Raw genomic sequence first — 15,563 nt, forward strand, 5'->3', positions numbered from 1 at the left:
GTTATGGCATCACCGAAATCGACTTAATACTATTGCTAATACCTCGTATCGATGGTTTATACATCGATTCAACCATCGCAGGCGGCACAGCATAAGAGCCTGGAGTTACCGCTCTTGATAAGAAATACAAAGTTTGTTCTCGCTTAGCAGGAAGATTGACAGCAGCTACATAGCGATCATCTTTATAAGCCTGATAAACAATGCTTGCTTCCTGCTGAATAGCCTTACCGTAAAGCTGAATACTATCTAGTTTTAATGCATTCTGTAGATTCTGATTTTCTAGTTCCACACCGGCAGGAATTAAGTTCACAAGTAGCCCATCAGGTACAGGTTTCTCACTGTATAAACGAACCCGTGTTAATACAACTTCGCCTATTTTAAGCACCTGATCTTTCTTAAGTTCGACAGCCTTTTCATTAACCACTTTGAAGTGATCAACTCGAACACGCACCCCTTCATCCAATGAAGATGGCATCTCTATAGGTAGCCCTGTCCAGCTAAAACTAGCAAATACAGGCTTATCTCCTTTATTGATAAAGTGTGTCTCATGTAGAGATTCCTTATCAATATTTTTACCTAACGCCCCTGATGCTGAAACCAGTTCAGCAATTTGGCCTTGTACCAGATCACCGGTCCAGTTCCCATCTTTATCCAACTGATATAGTTCAGACGCTAAACGTAACAAAGCGGCTTTTTCCTGAGTACTCAGCCATCGTTGCTGTTTCAACTCCACAAGGAGCTCGGGTAACTGTTGCAGTGCCTGCAGAGTCAATCCCTCAGACGCAGATTTAGCAGCGATAATAGTATACATCGCCATCGATTGATCACGGACAACCGAACCATAATCGCCTAAATATCCCTCTGCTCTTTTTACAGAAAGCGCATCAGAGACTAATTTCTCACCCTCTTCAACACTACCTGTTTCGATCATCGCTAATCCTAAATGAACCCCTGGCAACACGCCCCGTGCATCATCTAGTTGTTTTTCTGCCATCTCCCGTAAAGGGCCTAATGTGACGCGCCCCTCTTGAGCTAAAAGGTAAGCAGCATAAGCTCTGTATGAGATCTCATAATGGGATGGAATGTCTGTCCACACTTTTACAGTCTGAGCGGTACGTTTATGCACATAAGTGTTTAAACGATTTCGAGCATTATTTAACAGTGGCTCAGGTACAGAAACGCCTGACTGTTTAAGTTGCAACAAAAAGTCAGTTGCATACGCTGTCAACCAATGTTCCTCTGGTGAAAACTTATCCCACAAACCAAATGAACCATTCGCTTTTTGTAATTCAGTGTAACGAGCCAACGCGTTATTAACCCGTTGTTCAATCTCTCTATTACTCACTTCTTGAGCAAATTCGGGTAGTTCCTCATGTTCGAAAAGCACTGCAATAGGTTGGGACTTACTCGTGGTTTGCTCTAAGCAAGCATAGGGATAACGCATCAAACTTTTAAAGTGATTAGCAGCACCTAAATCGGGTGTATCTGCCACTCTTAACTGAGCTTTAAGCGTATCACCGGCGAGCGTTTGCAAGGCATCCGTAGGGAAGCTAATTTTCTCGCCCTTCTTCAAGTACTCACTGATCTGGCCGTAGGTTGCAGGATAAGCAGCACGCACACCTATAGACCACTCACGGTGAAGTTTAATAACCTTACCTTTGTCATCCGTTAGTGTAATTTCAGCAGTGATATCACCTTCGCCTATAGCACTCGCTTTAACAGGTAGGTGAATGATCTGCTTTTGCCCATCATCCAGCTGAACACGATGTTGTTTAGCATCAAACACAACCGAACCTTGGACATCAATAGAGATCTCAACGTCTTGAGTTAAGCCGCTTACATTAGCTAGATCCAACGCTAAAACCGCTTCATCCCCTATAGCTAAAAACCTTGGCATAGAGAGTTGCGCCACCACCGGTGAAGCAACCTTAGTTGTCTCCATTTTAGTGCCAAACTGATCACTACCCATAGCGACTGCATTTAAGGTTAACTCACCATCAAAAGCAGGAAGCTCTAGCGGGATAGAAGCCTCACCCTGCTCCACTTTCACGATAGAGCTAAATAAACTAACAATCTGCACATCACTGGGTGGAGCCTCACCTCCTCGTTCTAGCTCGCCATCACCACCCCAACGTACTTCCGCCTGATCACTCAAGACCGGTTCAGCTAAGTCATCATACATATCGGTAATCGATGCATTGTAACGACGTTGACCGTAGAAGAACTGAAACGGATCGGGCTGTTTATAACCGGTTACACTCAAAACACCACTATCGACTGCACTTAACGTGATATAAACATCACCTGTAACGGGGTTACCGTTTTTATCATTAACCCGTACTTTAATATCTGCACGGCTTTCAGGCAGCAATTTGTCAGCCACATCAATTTTGACATCCAGCTCGCGCGCTGAACGATCTAAAGGAAGGTGAGCTATACCAAAGCTACGCTTACTCACTTTCTCTTTCTGATCTGTAGGTGCAATAACAAAAGCAGAAATATAAGCATCATGCCGAGCAAGAAGTTGCGGCAGTTGAATCTCAACTTCCGCCTCGCGGTTATCTAATTTCACCTCAACGGTACTTAGCACTTGGTCTGTTTCAAGCAGAACTAAAGCCCGACCTTCAGTTGGTGAAGCCAATCGAACTTTAACTTTATCGCCCGCTTTATAAGCAGCCTTATCCAGCGCCACTGTAACTTTATCTGGGCGAATTTGATCCGATGCACTATTCCAACGGTTGTACCAGCCTTCCCCTGCTTGGAATCTATAAACAGTCTTACTTTTACCCTCATAGTCATCAAGTTCTAATCGATAACGTCCCCACTCAACAGGTACCTTGAGTGACGGGCGAGTATTATCCGCAAAATTGATCACATCATTAGCGACAGGGTATTCATTCTTCTCTATCTGGTAATGCCAACCTCGCTCGGGGGTATGGCTCCAAAAATATTTCTCTTCAATACGATAGAGGGTTGCTTTAACTTCACCTTTTGCCAGCAGATTACCCTGCCCATCCGCTCGAACAAGATCAAATTCAACATCCTGCTCTGTCTCAGATATATTATTTTTAAACCTTGGTTTGACGCCAATGAAGCTACTACGAGGCCAAAGCAGTACTGATTGAGTTCGGTTAATTGCCCGACCACCACTCTCAAATAAGCTATAACTTAAACGTAGACGTGTAGGTGTAGAGATACGGTTCCAATCAAACTGATTTTTATTCAGCTCGGTTGTCGTTTCGCCCTGACTATTAAGCTCAACCGAATCTAAACTAAATTGATTACGAGCAACGCTCTCAGCCTCTCCAAATCTAAAATCTTTTAATTCATCGAAAGGGGACGCCCATCCGCTGATGATGGCTAGAGTATCTAAACGGTTTCCTGCCGCTGGCGCACCATATAGATACTCACCCACAACCGGTACAGAAATAAGATCATTTTGATTAAAGCTCAGAAGCTTTTGTTGATTAAAAACAAGACGTAGGCGTTCAGGTAAAAACTCTTCTACTTTAAACTTAAAACGTACTTTAGGTTTCGGCTGCGCTGAGCTAAATACATGTGCCTGCCACTCGCCAAGCGGTGCAGAATCAGAAATTGCATGTCGAAATTCATAATAACCAGGCGTTGAGGCACCTACCCGCCACTTTCCTGCACTCTGGCCATCAGGCTTAATCAACTCAATATAGATGGGGCCTCCGATTAACTGACCATCCATATCACGAGTCAATGTGCTTAAAATCAGTTCTTCACCTGGACGATAAATATCCCGAGGCGAGTACACGAAATGCTCAACCTCCCTTACAGCTCGGCCAGATAGATCAAAACTAGAAAGGTCAAAGTCAGGGGTATGATAGGCTAATACAGAAACTTGATTACCTTTGGTTGCCATAATCAAGCGAGGGGATTTTTTTTGCCAAGCATTACTAAGATCCCAAGCACCCTCTTTATCACTGGTACCTGAGCTAATAACTTTATTATTGTAATCTAAGATTTCTAAATCAACACCTTCGAGTAAAGCACCACTCTTAGCATCTTGGGTAATAAAACGGGTATGCTTACCGTAATCACGTGCTTGAATACCTATAGATGAAACCGTAAACCAAGTTGCTTGGAAATCAAAACCACCTGGTGCTCTTACCGTCGCAAGGTATAAACCACCATTATCAATATTGGGCACTAAATTAATCGGAAAACTAGCACGGTTACGTTGATTCTTTTTCTCACTAATTTTCACTCTTGTGCTATACAGGTGATCCACAGTATTAGCTAAACGTGTTTCATCATTATACCAACGGTCCCCTGTTGACAGTGAAGCATATTCATTAAAGAAAGAGACCAGTTGATCCGGTTTAACCTTATAAATAGTGACGTCAGCTTCAGGTACATTGATCGCCAATAGGGCAAGTGAATCAACCTTGCCGGGGATCATAACAACCCCATCGGTTTCAAAAGAAACTAAACTAGAAAGTGCTCGGGTTTTAACTGTTGTTGATAATCCTTTGCTAATACGGGTTCCATTTTCAGCCACTAAGCCAGAAGCAACATGGATATCATATTCAGTAACGGGAGAGATACCGGTAAAGTGGAGAGTTCTTCCATCTTTACTTAACACAGGTTTCCCTAATTCAGGCTCGATTTTGATAAAAGATGTAAAGGCCTGATCCGGCTTTATCGGTGTATTAAACAGAAGCGATATTGCATTTACATCACCAAACTCTCGTTCAGATATATCTAATACCGTTAATTTTTGAGTATTTTTCTGGACGGTAGTTTGAGTATTACTTTGGACAGAAATGGATTCTGGAGCAGAAGCGCTTTCAGCTATCCCTTTACTATCATTTGGATCTTCAGAGCAGCCTGCCAAAAATAGCGCCATTAACAACCCAAAACCCAATACTTTGTTACTCAACATTCAGAAACTCCCTAACCGAATTGATATCTGCACAGCTTAATCTATACAGACTTAGATAAAAATGGCCTTATAGGTTTATACCACTATTTCGTTATAAATCTGGCTTGCAAAATACCGAGTAGCAAGCGAGACTCAGCTCCGGCATATATCAGAAATAGACAATAGTATAGAGGTTTATTCGTGGATACAGAGCAGTCTGATTACACATGGGATAAAGCGTTTTTCGAGAAGAGATCTACCCTACTTAGTAATTTCCAAATGGGTTTCATTGGCGCGGCGTTAATGCTGATGATGATGGATCTTTCTAAAATCTATCTATTAGCGCCCTTAGTCGTGGGATTGATTCTATCTAGTTGGTACAAACACAACCTAGATAACATTAAAGATGAAATGAAAGGATGCACTTTGACATTTTCACCTAAATCGATCCTTATCTCCTTTCCTCAGCTAGAAACAGAATCCCGTATAACGTTTAGAGAGATAGATGAAGTAGAGGCTCACAAAGAAAACTTTGTGCACATCATCAGCCTATATCTAAAACAAGATGGTAAGAAGGTTCAACTTAAAGGAATGAAAGACACTGAGCAGCTTATCCAACAACTCAAAACTGCGATAAAAACGGTTAATGAACAACAAGAGTAACTTAACAGGAAGCACCGTTAATCTTGAGTCAGAGGGTATCTTTCCTTAAATAACCTCTGACAATACCAACGAATTGAAACCCCTACCTAGCTCATTTCACGCACTTTCTCACGGGTCTGAGCAAAAGAATGAGCTTCACACTTTTCCAATAGCTCAACCAACATCTTACGATAATCAGCCCAATAGTTTTTTAAACTCACAAGATCTTCAGCTAAAAAATGCCGAGTAACTAAGCCGATCTGTAAAGAAGAGATCATCTGCACAATACCGTGCAACTCTATATGAGAAACATTTGGCGAAACCTTTTTCAATTGCTCTAAACGGATTAATGAAACCTCATCTATAAATCGACGAATCATACACTGTCTTGTTTTATTGTGAGCTGACGCTGAGATAAAACCAAACAACGCTCTGACATATAAATTATCTACAGCAAAACATCTCAATAACTGACTTTCCATCAATTCAAAAAAGTCATCTTTAGACTCTGGAGATGGATACTCTCTAATATCCATCAACAAACTCTGAGTTAACAACTCTAAAACTTCAGTTTCTACCGCTTCCATGGTTCTGAAATGATGATACAAACCGCCCTTACTTATGGAAGCCTGTTCGATTAACCGACCAGCAGTTAGGGCATCCAATCCACTGTGGCTGATTATTTCAACAGCCGCCCGCAATATTGAGCGGCGTGTAAGATTGGAATTACTATTAGCACACATAGCTCTGACCTTCTGTAACAATGAACTACACAGGACTTACAAACTTATCTAGCCCCTCCACCCTTATGCTACGCCTTACAGAAAGAGGGTTACATTGATAGATATAGATTTACTGATTTAGATCAAGCCTGCATGAGACGGAGAGATAAAGCCGGTTGGCAGTAGATGAAAAGGGGAATTTCTGAGATATTTAAATAAAAAAACCAGGGTAAAAAATACCCTGGCTGAAAGAGATAAAGACAAAACATTCACGAAGAGTAGGAATGATTCATAGCCATTAAAACACCCCACTCATGAATATTGACTTAACAGAAAACAGCTGAACAAAAAGCAAACACTAGTTAATCAAGAGTCATTCACAAACAATAAAACACTAGGATTAACTCAAGTTCCTCACAATAAGCGTTTACTAACACTTTTACAGTCAACTCTTCTCTGTCATTATCTAAGCTATATGTCTGTCATTATGAATGGTTAGATAACACCGCATACTCAATCATGGATCTTGGATATGGAATTAAGCAGTCTTTATGTCACTGTTATTGAACCTTCAAAAGTTCAACGCCAGATAATTACAGGACACTTAAATAGTTTTGGCATTGAACAGATAGAAGAGTTTGAAGAAGCGCGACCGGCACTTAACCATATGCTCTCCTCGCCGCCAGATCTTGTCCTCTCCTCTATGCATCTTCCTGATATTACCGGTACCGAATTAGTCACCCAGATGCGTGGTTTAAACACCCTTCAAGATATAACCTTTCTACTGGTCTCATCAGAAACTCATTATCGTTATCTCGAACCCATTCGCCAGGCTGGAGCGATCGCTATATTACCAAAACCCTTTAGCCGAGAAGAGATGGGAGTCGCACTAAGAAGCACCTTAGATTATATAACTGATTTTGAGTCAGAAAGTGACAACGATGACTACGAGGCCCTTAACGTATTAATTGTTGATGATAGCTCTCTATCACGTAAATATATTCAGCAAATGCTCAAATCCCTCTCGATCCACTCCATACAAACAGCTAAAGATGGATCAGAAGCACTCGAACTGATCAATCAAGGCAACCTCTTTGACCTCATCATTACCGATTACAATATGCCTAATATTGATGGCAAAGAGTTAACAGAGCATATTAGAACAGCCAGTGAGCAGCCTACAGTGCCAATCCTTATGATGACCAGTGAGCAGAATGAAAGTCGATTAGCGGCCATTCAAAGCGCGGGGGTATCCGCCTTATGCAGCAAACCACTCTCATACGATACAGTTAAACACCTGATTGAACAGCTAGTAACTGAATTTTAACTCGTTGATTTTAAAGCTTAATAAAAAAACGCGGCCTAAGCCGCGTTTTTTATTACCACCGACAGTGAAGCTGCCGGCTTTAGCCTTTATCATCCAAAAGATGATCAGGAATAAAGCCCATAATCAACGCACCCCAATGCTGTCCATTCACATATAAGGGAATTGATAAATCGTTAAGAATTTCACCCGTATCACGAATATATGTCTGCAATAGGAATGGTGCTGTAGACGATGCACGTCGTACTTCTGCACGATTACTTGCGAATATGCGACGGTTACGGCTCTTAAGGTTATCAACCTCAAAATTACCCGTCATACGCTCTGAAACTTTAGTGTGGTGAGCTGCGGCATATCCATTTTTATCTACGGCTATAGCGTAGATAAATTCTGGCCGCTGGGAAATAAATCCATCAAATAATGGACGCATAACCGCATCATACTGGTCAGCGTAACTCGTATCATATTTTTCAGGCAGTTGACCATCGTTGGTACGTTTATAGTTAGTATCGAACAGATTAGCACCTCGTGAAGCCAGCTCTTCCAGTGCCGTTTGGATCTCCAGCCCCCACTGACGCCCCGTTTGAATCATGCCTTCAAAACCACCATAACCAATGATAAAGCGAGATAGAAGCTCTTGAGTCTCTTCCGTAGAGTGTTCTAGCTCTTCAGAATAACGACGCGACTCCTCTATTTCACCATGCATCTCGGTTGATAAAGAGGTAATTTCAGATACAAGCCCATGGGATTCTTTATTTGTATAAGCCAGCTCATCAATCGCTGCGCTGATACTACTTAATTGACCATTCAGATCCTCAAAGTCACTCACTAAGCCATGAAATTGGTTATTAGTGCTTTTAATAAATTCTTCAGTAGACCCAACATACTCAAGAATAGTTACTGAGCTAGAACCCGTTTTATCAACTAAAGAGGACATCTGGCTAATGTTCTGATCAATTTCACTCGTAGCAACACTGACTTTTTGAGATAAGTTTCGTACCTCATCAGCAACTACAGAGAAACCACGCCCCGCTTCACCTGCTCGCGCCGCTTCAATGGAAGCATTAAGTGCAAGCAAATTGGTTTGGTCAGAAAAATCTTTAACCATACCTAGTATTTCAGTGATATTTTTTGAATTCATTTCTAACTGATGCACAGTATCCTGAAAATCAGTTACTTGAGTTCTAATGGCTTCCACTTGCTGCTGCACACGCCCTAACTCGACACTCGATGCTCTAATCTCATCCAAGTTTTGCGAATTGCGTTCAGATATTTGGAGAGTACTGCCTGCAATATTATCAATTGCTTGAGTCGCTTCTTGACTAGACTGGAAGACTTTTTGAGCCTGCTCTTCCTGCTTAGTTGCCGAACTTTGAGCTTCTATAAGTACTTTCTGTAATCGAGTTGAGCTTAAAGCAACACTAACACTTCGACGTCGACTTTCAGCAATCATCGATTTCAAACTTGTCGAGAATGTATTGTAACTCTCAGCCATATCTGAAATTTCATCATAGGTATATTCAGGTAATGTCGCGGAGATATCCCCATCTTTATCTTTAATTGCTTGTAAGACATCGGTCATCTTTTTTATAGGTCGTAAAAATAGATGACGCATGAAGAAGATGGTCAACAGACCCGACACTAAAGCAAAGCTAACCGTCGCTAGCCCATAAAACCAAAATGAATCTAACTCTTGTCTGATTGCCTCTCCAGAAACGTTCCCAGCAGCTAAGCTGGCATCAATTTGACTGAAGTGGTTATACCCGATAAATAACAAGACTATATGAGGTAAAAGTAGAAATACCACATTGCCTGTTATTTTCTTCGTCAACGAATTAAAGCAGGTTTTCTCTACACTCTTATACAAGCTCATTTACGCACTCTTTATTGTTATAGGCTTTTATAATTTTTATAGTTTTTTATAATTGAGTTATAACTTTTTTATCATTCAGTTATAACTCAATATAAACGTATCCATTTGCCAACTTCAAGATTAAACTAAAGTTTCAGCATAACATCCATCAAATTCAAGCCACCCACTACCAAAGTATCCAACTTGTACACTTTTGTAGCTTATCTCTGCATTCTTTCCAATTTTCGCAATATTTTTCAACTAATTGCCAAAACTCAGGACGGTGATTTAAATGCACTAAATGCGCAAGTTCATGGATCAGGACATAATCGATCAACGATTGTTCAGCAAAGATCAGTCGCCAATTCAAAGAGATATCACCTTTACTTGTACAGCTCCCCCATCGCCTTTTATAATTTTTTATAATCAATGAGTTAGACCGTAATCCCATAATATTTTGCCAATACACAATACGCTCAGAAAAATAGCTTTCAGCTTCAGTTTTATACCAGGCTTGTAAGCAGGCTTTCACTCGTTCCTCTACTGCTTTTTTAGAGCGATTGGTGATGCATATATTCAGTTTTTGATCATCTAAACTGACTCTATTTTTTGGACCAATATCCCAAGTAATTGCATAGTACTCCCCCTTGTAGGGGAACATTGCTCCGTCAGCGACCTTTAAACAACCTTCAGCTAATTCACTGCTAAGTTTCTCACTTTTTTGGCGAATCCATACCTCTTTGCTTTGTACCCAATTACGTACCCATAGATCGGACACCCAATGCGGCACTCTAACCTCTACGCCCTTCTCGCTAATTCGGATAGCCGCCGTTTTTCTTTTTCTGCTGCGTATTATCCGGTAACTAGCAGGGTTTATAAGATCATTCATAACAGAGATCACTGCAAAAAATAGTCATTAAAGTCGATGTAAAAAGTCTGTTTGCTAAGTTAAAAACCACTGTAAACGGACTAATAGGTTTTTGTTAACGTCAAGGCAATATCCTATCTCCTGCTTCAGTTGCGTTAATCTATGAGCATCACACACTTGTCCATATTCTATATCTTCATATAAGGTTGAAACTCGAATAAAAGATTCAGCATACTCAGGCTTATATTGTGCGAGGCGATCGCAATAATGGGTAACGGTCTCCCCCGTCCGCCGAGCCATATCTTCTCTTGCGAAGTATGCTGATAGGGCATTAATCATATTATCTGATGGATTTGCAGATCGTTTCTTTTTGTAATTCAAGAGCAACAAGGTCAGTGAGATAACAAGCGAAAAGGGTACTAACAGGAACAGAGCAAGCTTCAGAGGTGACAATGCCCCTAATAAATGTTCTAGCAAGCCCTTTTGTTGGTGGTGATAATTGAGTACCCAGCGATGCCAGCCATAATTCAAGGCCTCAATTCTATGCCGTATCTGCATCAGTATTTGATTATTTGAAATACTCCATGCACTTAACAAATTATCTTGTAAAAATGCATTGTCTTTCGACAAAACATCATCTGCTGGCTTCTCAACTCGATCAGGAGCAACCCAAGCCGTAGGATCCATACGCACCCAACCTTGCTCAGGGAACCAGGCCTCAATCCAAGCATGAGCATCATATTGACGTACTAAGAAATAGTTTTCATAAGGGTTCCACTCACCTCCCTGATAGCCTGTGACCACACGTGCAGGAATACCAACCGATCTTAATAAAAATGCACTTGCACTCGCGAAGTGACCACAAAACCCAGTCTTAGTCTCAAATAAAAACTCTGAAATGCTGTCATCACCTAACGGAGGGGGGGTTAACGAGTAGTTAAAATTTTGGTGATAATACTGCTTCATTTTATCTATAAACGCTTGGGGCGTCGCAGACTCCTGCCACCAGCTGGAAGCTAAGCGCTTCGCCTCATTGTTCCCAAGAGGGATATGCAGTTCCTTTGCAAAATCATCTGCGGTTTTATCTAAACCAAAACCACGATCTAAGCGCGAAGATATTTTATATTGCTCTCGATTTACGATCTTAGTTTTGGAAGCAAGTGTCATGTCAGCATAAGCATTCAGCTCACTTGGCCATGCGGAAAGGTAGTCCAATACAGGAATATAGTTTCTCTGATTCGACTCTAAAATCACTTCGTACTGAAAGGTTCCAGTCTCTTTAATGTCGCGATTTCGTGGCAGTTTAGGCACCTTCTCTTCATCCTTTAACCAGCCCCGTCCATCAAAATCAGACAGTACAATTGAGCGCCAATATAACTGTGTTTGATCTGGAACATCCCCATCAAAACGCACCCGAAAAGCAACCTCTGCTGAACGTGTTAAACGGGTTATATCACCCGGTGTCATCGTGTCAGCTAACCCAGTTTTAGCCGCAGATTTATCTAAACCGACTTCCCACAAAGGGCCTAACCTAGGCATACCAATAAATAACACAACCATAAGAGGGAAAGCGGGGATAAGCATTAAAACAGAGCGTTTCAACGGATATATAAAACCGGTCTCTCGCGATAAATTAGTACTCATCAAAGCACTTGTAACGATAATGATGGCAAGGATCACATAGATCGCTGTTCCCACACTTTGACTAAAAAGAAAGATGGTTGAAGCAACTAAGTAAGCGACATAGAGCACTATTAAGGAATCTCTCCGATGATAGAGTTCGATGACCTTCAGACCAAAACCAACAACAAGCAATGCAACCGTTACACTGATCCCTCCCCCTTCTTTATAACTCGCCAATACACCGACACCTGCGGCTAAGACTAAGCAGGTTTTCAACCACTTAGGAGGCAGTGACCAGCGCCCTAAATAAACCATCAGGCGCCAAACAATGCATAAAATCACAACAAGAGTAATCCAGTAAGGCAGATGCGATATATGGGGTAATGTAACAATAACCACACTCAGTAATTGCCACAATAAAGCGGTGCGCGTTAGCTGCTGATCATTCACTGCAGAGATCCCTCAGCTTTAAATAATGCCAGTTCACCTAATATATTATTTAAATGCTCAGGCCCCGTAGCGGGTTGAATTGATAAGTTAGGAAGGTGCAGTCCATATTCACGATAATGATGTTCACACTCAAGCGCCCAATATGTCATAACAGATAAGCGATCTTCTGTTGATAGTTCAGGCCATTCCCGCCATGACAACCAGATCTCTTTACTCTCTTGGCCAACATAATTTTTAGTTAACAAGCCCCGCCCTTGGGCGTATTGTTTCCAAGCGATGTGCCGTAAGGATGAACCAGGTCGATATTCATCTAACCCTGAGAAATCATCCCCTGCATTCTCTTTCCCTTGCCGACCATCAATACTATCGTCAAAAGACGTCGGTAATCTGCCTTCTTCAGGTTTAGGATAAACAATTGCTGTAAGATCCAGCTCGACCCAACTCCATGCCCGTAACAAGCCAAACGGAAAAACAGTTTCAAGCTTAAGTACCTGTGGGGTAAGGTAGCCTCGCTTTTTTGCCATTACATAAAGAGATAGGTTTTTTTCTCGTGTTTTATCTAGATATATTCGCTGACCGTCCCGCTCCCCACGCCAACACAGAAACACATTTTCATAATTTCTTAGATTATTCGCATAGATTTTGAGCTTAAATTCAGCTAATTCACCTACATGACAATGCCCTGCTTTAACAGCAGAAATACATAAACCCGATAAATTAAAAAAAGTGTAATGGATTGCCAAAACACCTAACGCAATTAATAGAAAAGACACCGCATGGATAAGATTATTCTGATAGTTTGTTGCAACTAAATATAAGACGAAGCAAACCGCTAAATAAGCCCAGCCCGCCAAGGTAGGAAAGATAAAAATACTTCTTTGATTTAACTCGATTAAACGGCCTTTAGGCCTTCTGTTAGCCGCCCAACGTTCAGATAACTCGACAATAGGCTTAAACAACAGACTCAACATAGCTAAGCCAATACATCTACTTGAGTTAATATTTTTTTAATATACCCCTCACCAGCATATTCGCCACTCTCTTTTACCCCTCGCAGCCTATGGGCAAATACAGGCTGTAGCATAGCTTGAACATCCTCAGGCACGACGTAGTCCCTGCCATGTAAAAACGCCCAAGTTTTCGCAGTATTCAATAAGGCTAAACTTCCTCTAGGCGAGACACCGAACTCAAAATGAGTTGCATCACGGGTAAAACGTATAAGACGCTGAATATAATCTAACACGCTACCGGATACGTTAACCTCTGAGCACAAATCCCGCAGCTCGAGCAACTCAGCTGGGGTTAAACAGGGCGTTAAGCTAGGTATTTTTTTTCTTGCATCACCACCGACTAATAGCTCACGTTCAGCCTTCTCACTCGGATACCCCAATTGAATTCGCATAAGAAAACGATCGAGTTGGGATTCAGGAAGTGGAAATGTGCCGTATTGAGAAATCGGGTTTTGAGTTGCTATAACAAAAAAGGGAGTGGGCAAACTATAGGTTTCGCCTTCAACACTGACTTGCCCCTCTTCCATCGCTTCTAGAAGCGCACTTTGCGTTTTAGGCGTTGTCCGATTGATCTCATCAGCTAATAACAGTTGCGTAAAAACAGGTCCTTTATGGTAAACAAACTCCCCACTGTTACCATTGAATATAGATACACCTATAATATCAGCCGGTAACATATCGCTTGTAAACTGAAGTCGTTGGAAGTCCAAACTCATCACTTGTGCTAATGCGTGGGCCAAAGATGTTTTCCCCATCCCTGGTTGGTCTTCAATTAACAGATGCCCCCCGCTGATCAAACAAGTCACCGCTTGTTTGATCTGTTCCTCTTTACCGTAAAGAATTTCCCCCACACTATCGATCAGTTGCTTCAGTTTGTCTCTCATTAACCCCTGACTCCAACAAAAAAAGAAAATTAGTAACATTCTCATTCTAAAAGAAAGCGACTTTTTTAATAGTCGAAAACACACAAATAGGCATCATTCCTAATTGCTAGATCCCCGCTGCCCTGAGACTACAATCAGAAGAAAATCATGTCCTAAGATATATAACAGTACAGCACCCGAACGCATTCTAAAACGTTAAAGGGATCAATTGCCTATGGTAGTTCGCATACTCTGATCGACAAACCTCTTCGTCTGTCTCTATCTGTATCAAATTGGCTGAATGGATGCCCGCTTTTAAACAAACATCATATCCCTCTTTAAGGTGATTGTAGGCAGTGACAATGCCCTCTTCATCCTTAAGTAAGGCTTTAACAACCTCGCCCTGATGTAGATACTCAACCTCAATAACAATGGGTGAATGGCCCGCCTCAATAAAATTTACAGCTTTAATTCTTTGTTGCTCTTTTAACTTTTGTAAGTAATTAATGTCCACCTTCCGCCTCCACAATTAGGTTAAGATCTAATGTAGCTGCAATGAAAAACTGACCGGCATAATTCCAGTTAACCAAGCCTCCTAAGCATAGCTAATAAACGATAAAAACAGGCACACCCTAGTCCATATAATAAAAAAGCCCGGACAACCGGGCTTTATCATCTCATACTCAATATTAGTGATCGTGATTACAACCTTCGTCATGTACATGACCATGAGCTAACTCATCTTCAGTTGCTTCACGCACGTCGGTAACTTCTACACTAAACTGCAAAGTCTGACCGGCAAGGGGATGATTTCCATCAAGAGTAACTTCTTTCTCTTCTACCGCAATTACCGTTACAGGTTGCTGTCCCCAAGGAGCTTCAGCCATAAACTGCATACCGACTTCAATATTATCGATACCTTCAAAATTTGCGCGATCTACTTTTTGAACAAGCTCTTCACGGATATCGCCGTAACCCTCTTCAGGCTTCACGACAACATCTAGTTTATCGCCTACAACTTTCCCTAATAATGCATTTTCAAGACCAGAAACAATGTTGTTAGCTCCACAAACAAAGGATAGTGGCTCTTGACCCGCAGAAGAATCCAGAACTTCTCCCGTTTCATTTTTAAGGGTGTAGTGAATCAGTGCGACCAAATTTTCAGCAATTTGCATAAACAAATCTCTTATAACGGGAACTTGCTGTATTAATTGGCACCATAACCCTACGTCATAGCGGGCCTTAAAAAGCAAAGAGCTACCCAAATGATTAAAAGCTAAATAATACCGTCTGACTGATTTCGCTACCAGTGCCCTTA

At 41.4% G+C, this 15,563-nt stretch carries 11 protein-coding genes; 2 read left to right on the forward strand and 9 right to left on the reverse strand.

Features of this window, described 5'->3' with window-relative positions; genetic code table 11:
• Position 1: 1 nt before the first annotated feature.
• Positions 2 to 4,912, reverse strand: coding sequence for an alpha-2-macroglobulin (locus tag Q4492_RS08955; RefSeq protein ID WP_303417086.1), 4,911 nt, complete (start codon positions 4,910 to 4,912; stop codon positions 2 to 4).
• Positions 4,913 to 5,092: 180 nt separating this feature from the next.
• Between Q4492_RS08955 and Q4492_RS08960 the strand changes: the two genes are divergently transcribed.
• The gene (locus tag Q4492_RS08960; RefSeq protein WP_303417088.1) at positions 5,093 to 5,554 is read left to right on the forward strand and encodes a hypothetical protein; all 462 of its coding nucleotides are present in this window, start codon (positions 5,093 to 5,095) and stop codon (positions 5,552 to 5,554) included.
• A gap of 86 nt (positions 5,555 to 5,640) precedes the next feature.
• On the opposite strand, the gene Q4492_RS08965 is transcribed toward Q4492_RS08960, so the two are convergent.
• A complete protein-coding gene (locus tag Q4492_RS08965; protein ID WP_303417090.1) occupies positions 5,641 to 6,276 on the reverse strand; it encodes a TetR/AcrR family transcriptional regulator in 636 nt (211 codons plus the stop codon).
• A 511-nt stretch (positions 6,277 to 6,787) separates the two neighbouring features.
• Between Q4492_RS08965 and Q4492_RS08970 the strand changes: the two genes are divergently transcribed.
• A complete protein-coding gene (locus Q4492_RS08970; RefSeq protein ID WP_303417092.1) occupies positions 6,788 to 7,582 on the forward strand; it encodes a response regulator in 795 nt (264 codons plus the stop codon).
• A 79-nt stretch (positions 7,583 to 7,661) separates the two neighbouring features.
• Here the strand turns inward: Q4492_RS08970 and Q4492_RS08975 are convergent, their stop codons facing one another.
• The 7 genes from Q4492_RS08975 to Q4492_RS09005 form a co-directional block, all read right to left on the reverse strand.
• Positions 7,662 to 9,452, reverse strand: coding sequence for a methyl-accepting chemotaxis protein (locus tag Q4492_RS08975; protein WP_303417094.1), 1,791 nt, complete (start codon positions 9,450 to 9,452; stop codon positions 7,662 to 7,664).
• A 166-nt stretch (positions 9,453 to 9,618) separates the two neighbouring features.
• On the reverse strand, positions 9,619 to 10,320 hold the full coding sequence (locus tag Q4492_RS08980) for a M48 family metallopeptidase (protein WP_303417096.1): 702 nt from the start codon (positions 10,318 to 10,320) through the stop codon (positions 9,619 to 9,621).
• A gap of 54 nt (positions 10,321 to 10,374) precedes the next feature.
• Positions 10,375 to 12,372 (reverse strand): DUF3488 and transglutaminase-like domain-containing protein, encoded by a 1,998-nt coding sequence (locus Q4492_RS08985; protein WP_303417098.1) that lies wholly within the window; start codon positions 12,370 to 12,372, stop codon positions 10,375 to 10,377.
• A complete protein-coding gene (locus Q4492_RS08990; RefSeq protein WP_303417100.1) occupies positions 12,369 to 13,343 on the reverse strand; it encodes a DUF58 domain-containing protein in 975 nt (324 codons plus the stop codon). Before Q4492_RS08990 ends, Q4492_RS08985 begins: the two co-directional genes overlap by 4 nt.
• Positions 13,344 to 13,345: 2 nt before the next feature.
• A complete protein-coding gene (locus tag Q4492_RS08995; RefSeq protein ID WP_303417102.1) occupies positions 13,346 to 14,266 on the reverse strand; it encodes a MoxR family ATPase in 921 nt (306 codons plus the stop codon).
• Between the two features lie 187 nt (positions 14,267 to 14,453).
• A complete protein-coding gene (locus tag Q4492_RS09000) occupies positions 14,454 to 14,759 on the reverse strand; it encodes a hypothetical protein (RefSeq protein ID WP_303417104.1) in 306 nt (101 codons plus the stop codon).
• A gap of 175 nt (positions 14,760 to 14,934) precedes the next feature.
• Positions 14,935 to 15,420 carry a peptidylprolyl isomerase gene (locus tag Q4492_RS09005; RefSeq protein ID WP_067867066.1) on the reverse strand — a complete coding sequence of 162 codons (486 nt, stop codon included), beginning with the start codon at positions 15,418 to 15,420 and terminating at the stop codon, positions 14,935 to 14,937.
• Positions 15,421 to 15,563 lie beyond the last annotated feature (143 nt).

Origin of the sequence: Neptuniibacter sp. 1_MG-2023 (assembly GCF_030547185.1) — a bacterium.
GTDB lineage: Bacteria > Pseudomonadota > Gammaproteobacteria > Pseudomonadales > Balneatricaceae > Neptuniibacter.

What these genes read in the sequence shown, in the direction of transcription:
- Q4492_RS08980 (WP_303417096.1), bottom strand. Translation starts at nt 10,320, where the DNA reads ATGAATGATCTTATAAACCCTGCTAGTTACCGGATAATACGCAGCAGA.
- Q4492_RS08995 (WP_303417102.1), bottom strand. Translation starts at nt 14,266, where the DNA reads ATGAGAGACAAACTGAAGCAACTGATCGATAGTGTGGGGGAAATTCTT.
- Q4492_RS08970 (WP_303417092.1), top strand. Translation starts at nt 6,788, where the DNA reads ATGGAATTAAGCAGTCTTTATGTCACTGTTATTGAACCTTCAAAAGTT.
- Q4492_RS09005 (WP_067867066.1), bottom strand. Translation starts at nt 15,420, where the DNA reads ATGCAAATTGCTGAAAATTTGGTCGCACTGATTCACTACACCCTTAAA.
- Q4492_RS08965 (WP_303417090.1), bottom strand. Translation starts at nt 6,276, where the DNA reads ATGTGTGCTAATAGTAATTCCAATCTTACACGCCGCTCAATATTGCGG.
- Q4492_RS08975 (WP_303417094.1), bottom strand. Translation starts at nt 9,452, where the DNA reads ATGAGCTTGTATAAGAGTGTAGAGAAAACCTGCTTTAATTCGTTGACG.
- Q4492_RS08990 (WP_303417100.1), bottom strand. Translation starts at nt 13,343, where the DNA reads ATGTTGAGTCTGTTGTTTAAGCCTATTGTCGAGTTATCTGAACGTTGG.
- Q4492_RS08955 (WP_303417086.1), bottom strand. Translation starts at nt 4,912, where the DNA reads ATGTTGAGTAACAAAGTATTGGGTTTTGGGTTGTTAATGGCGCTATTT.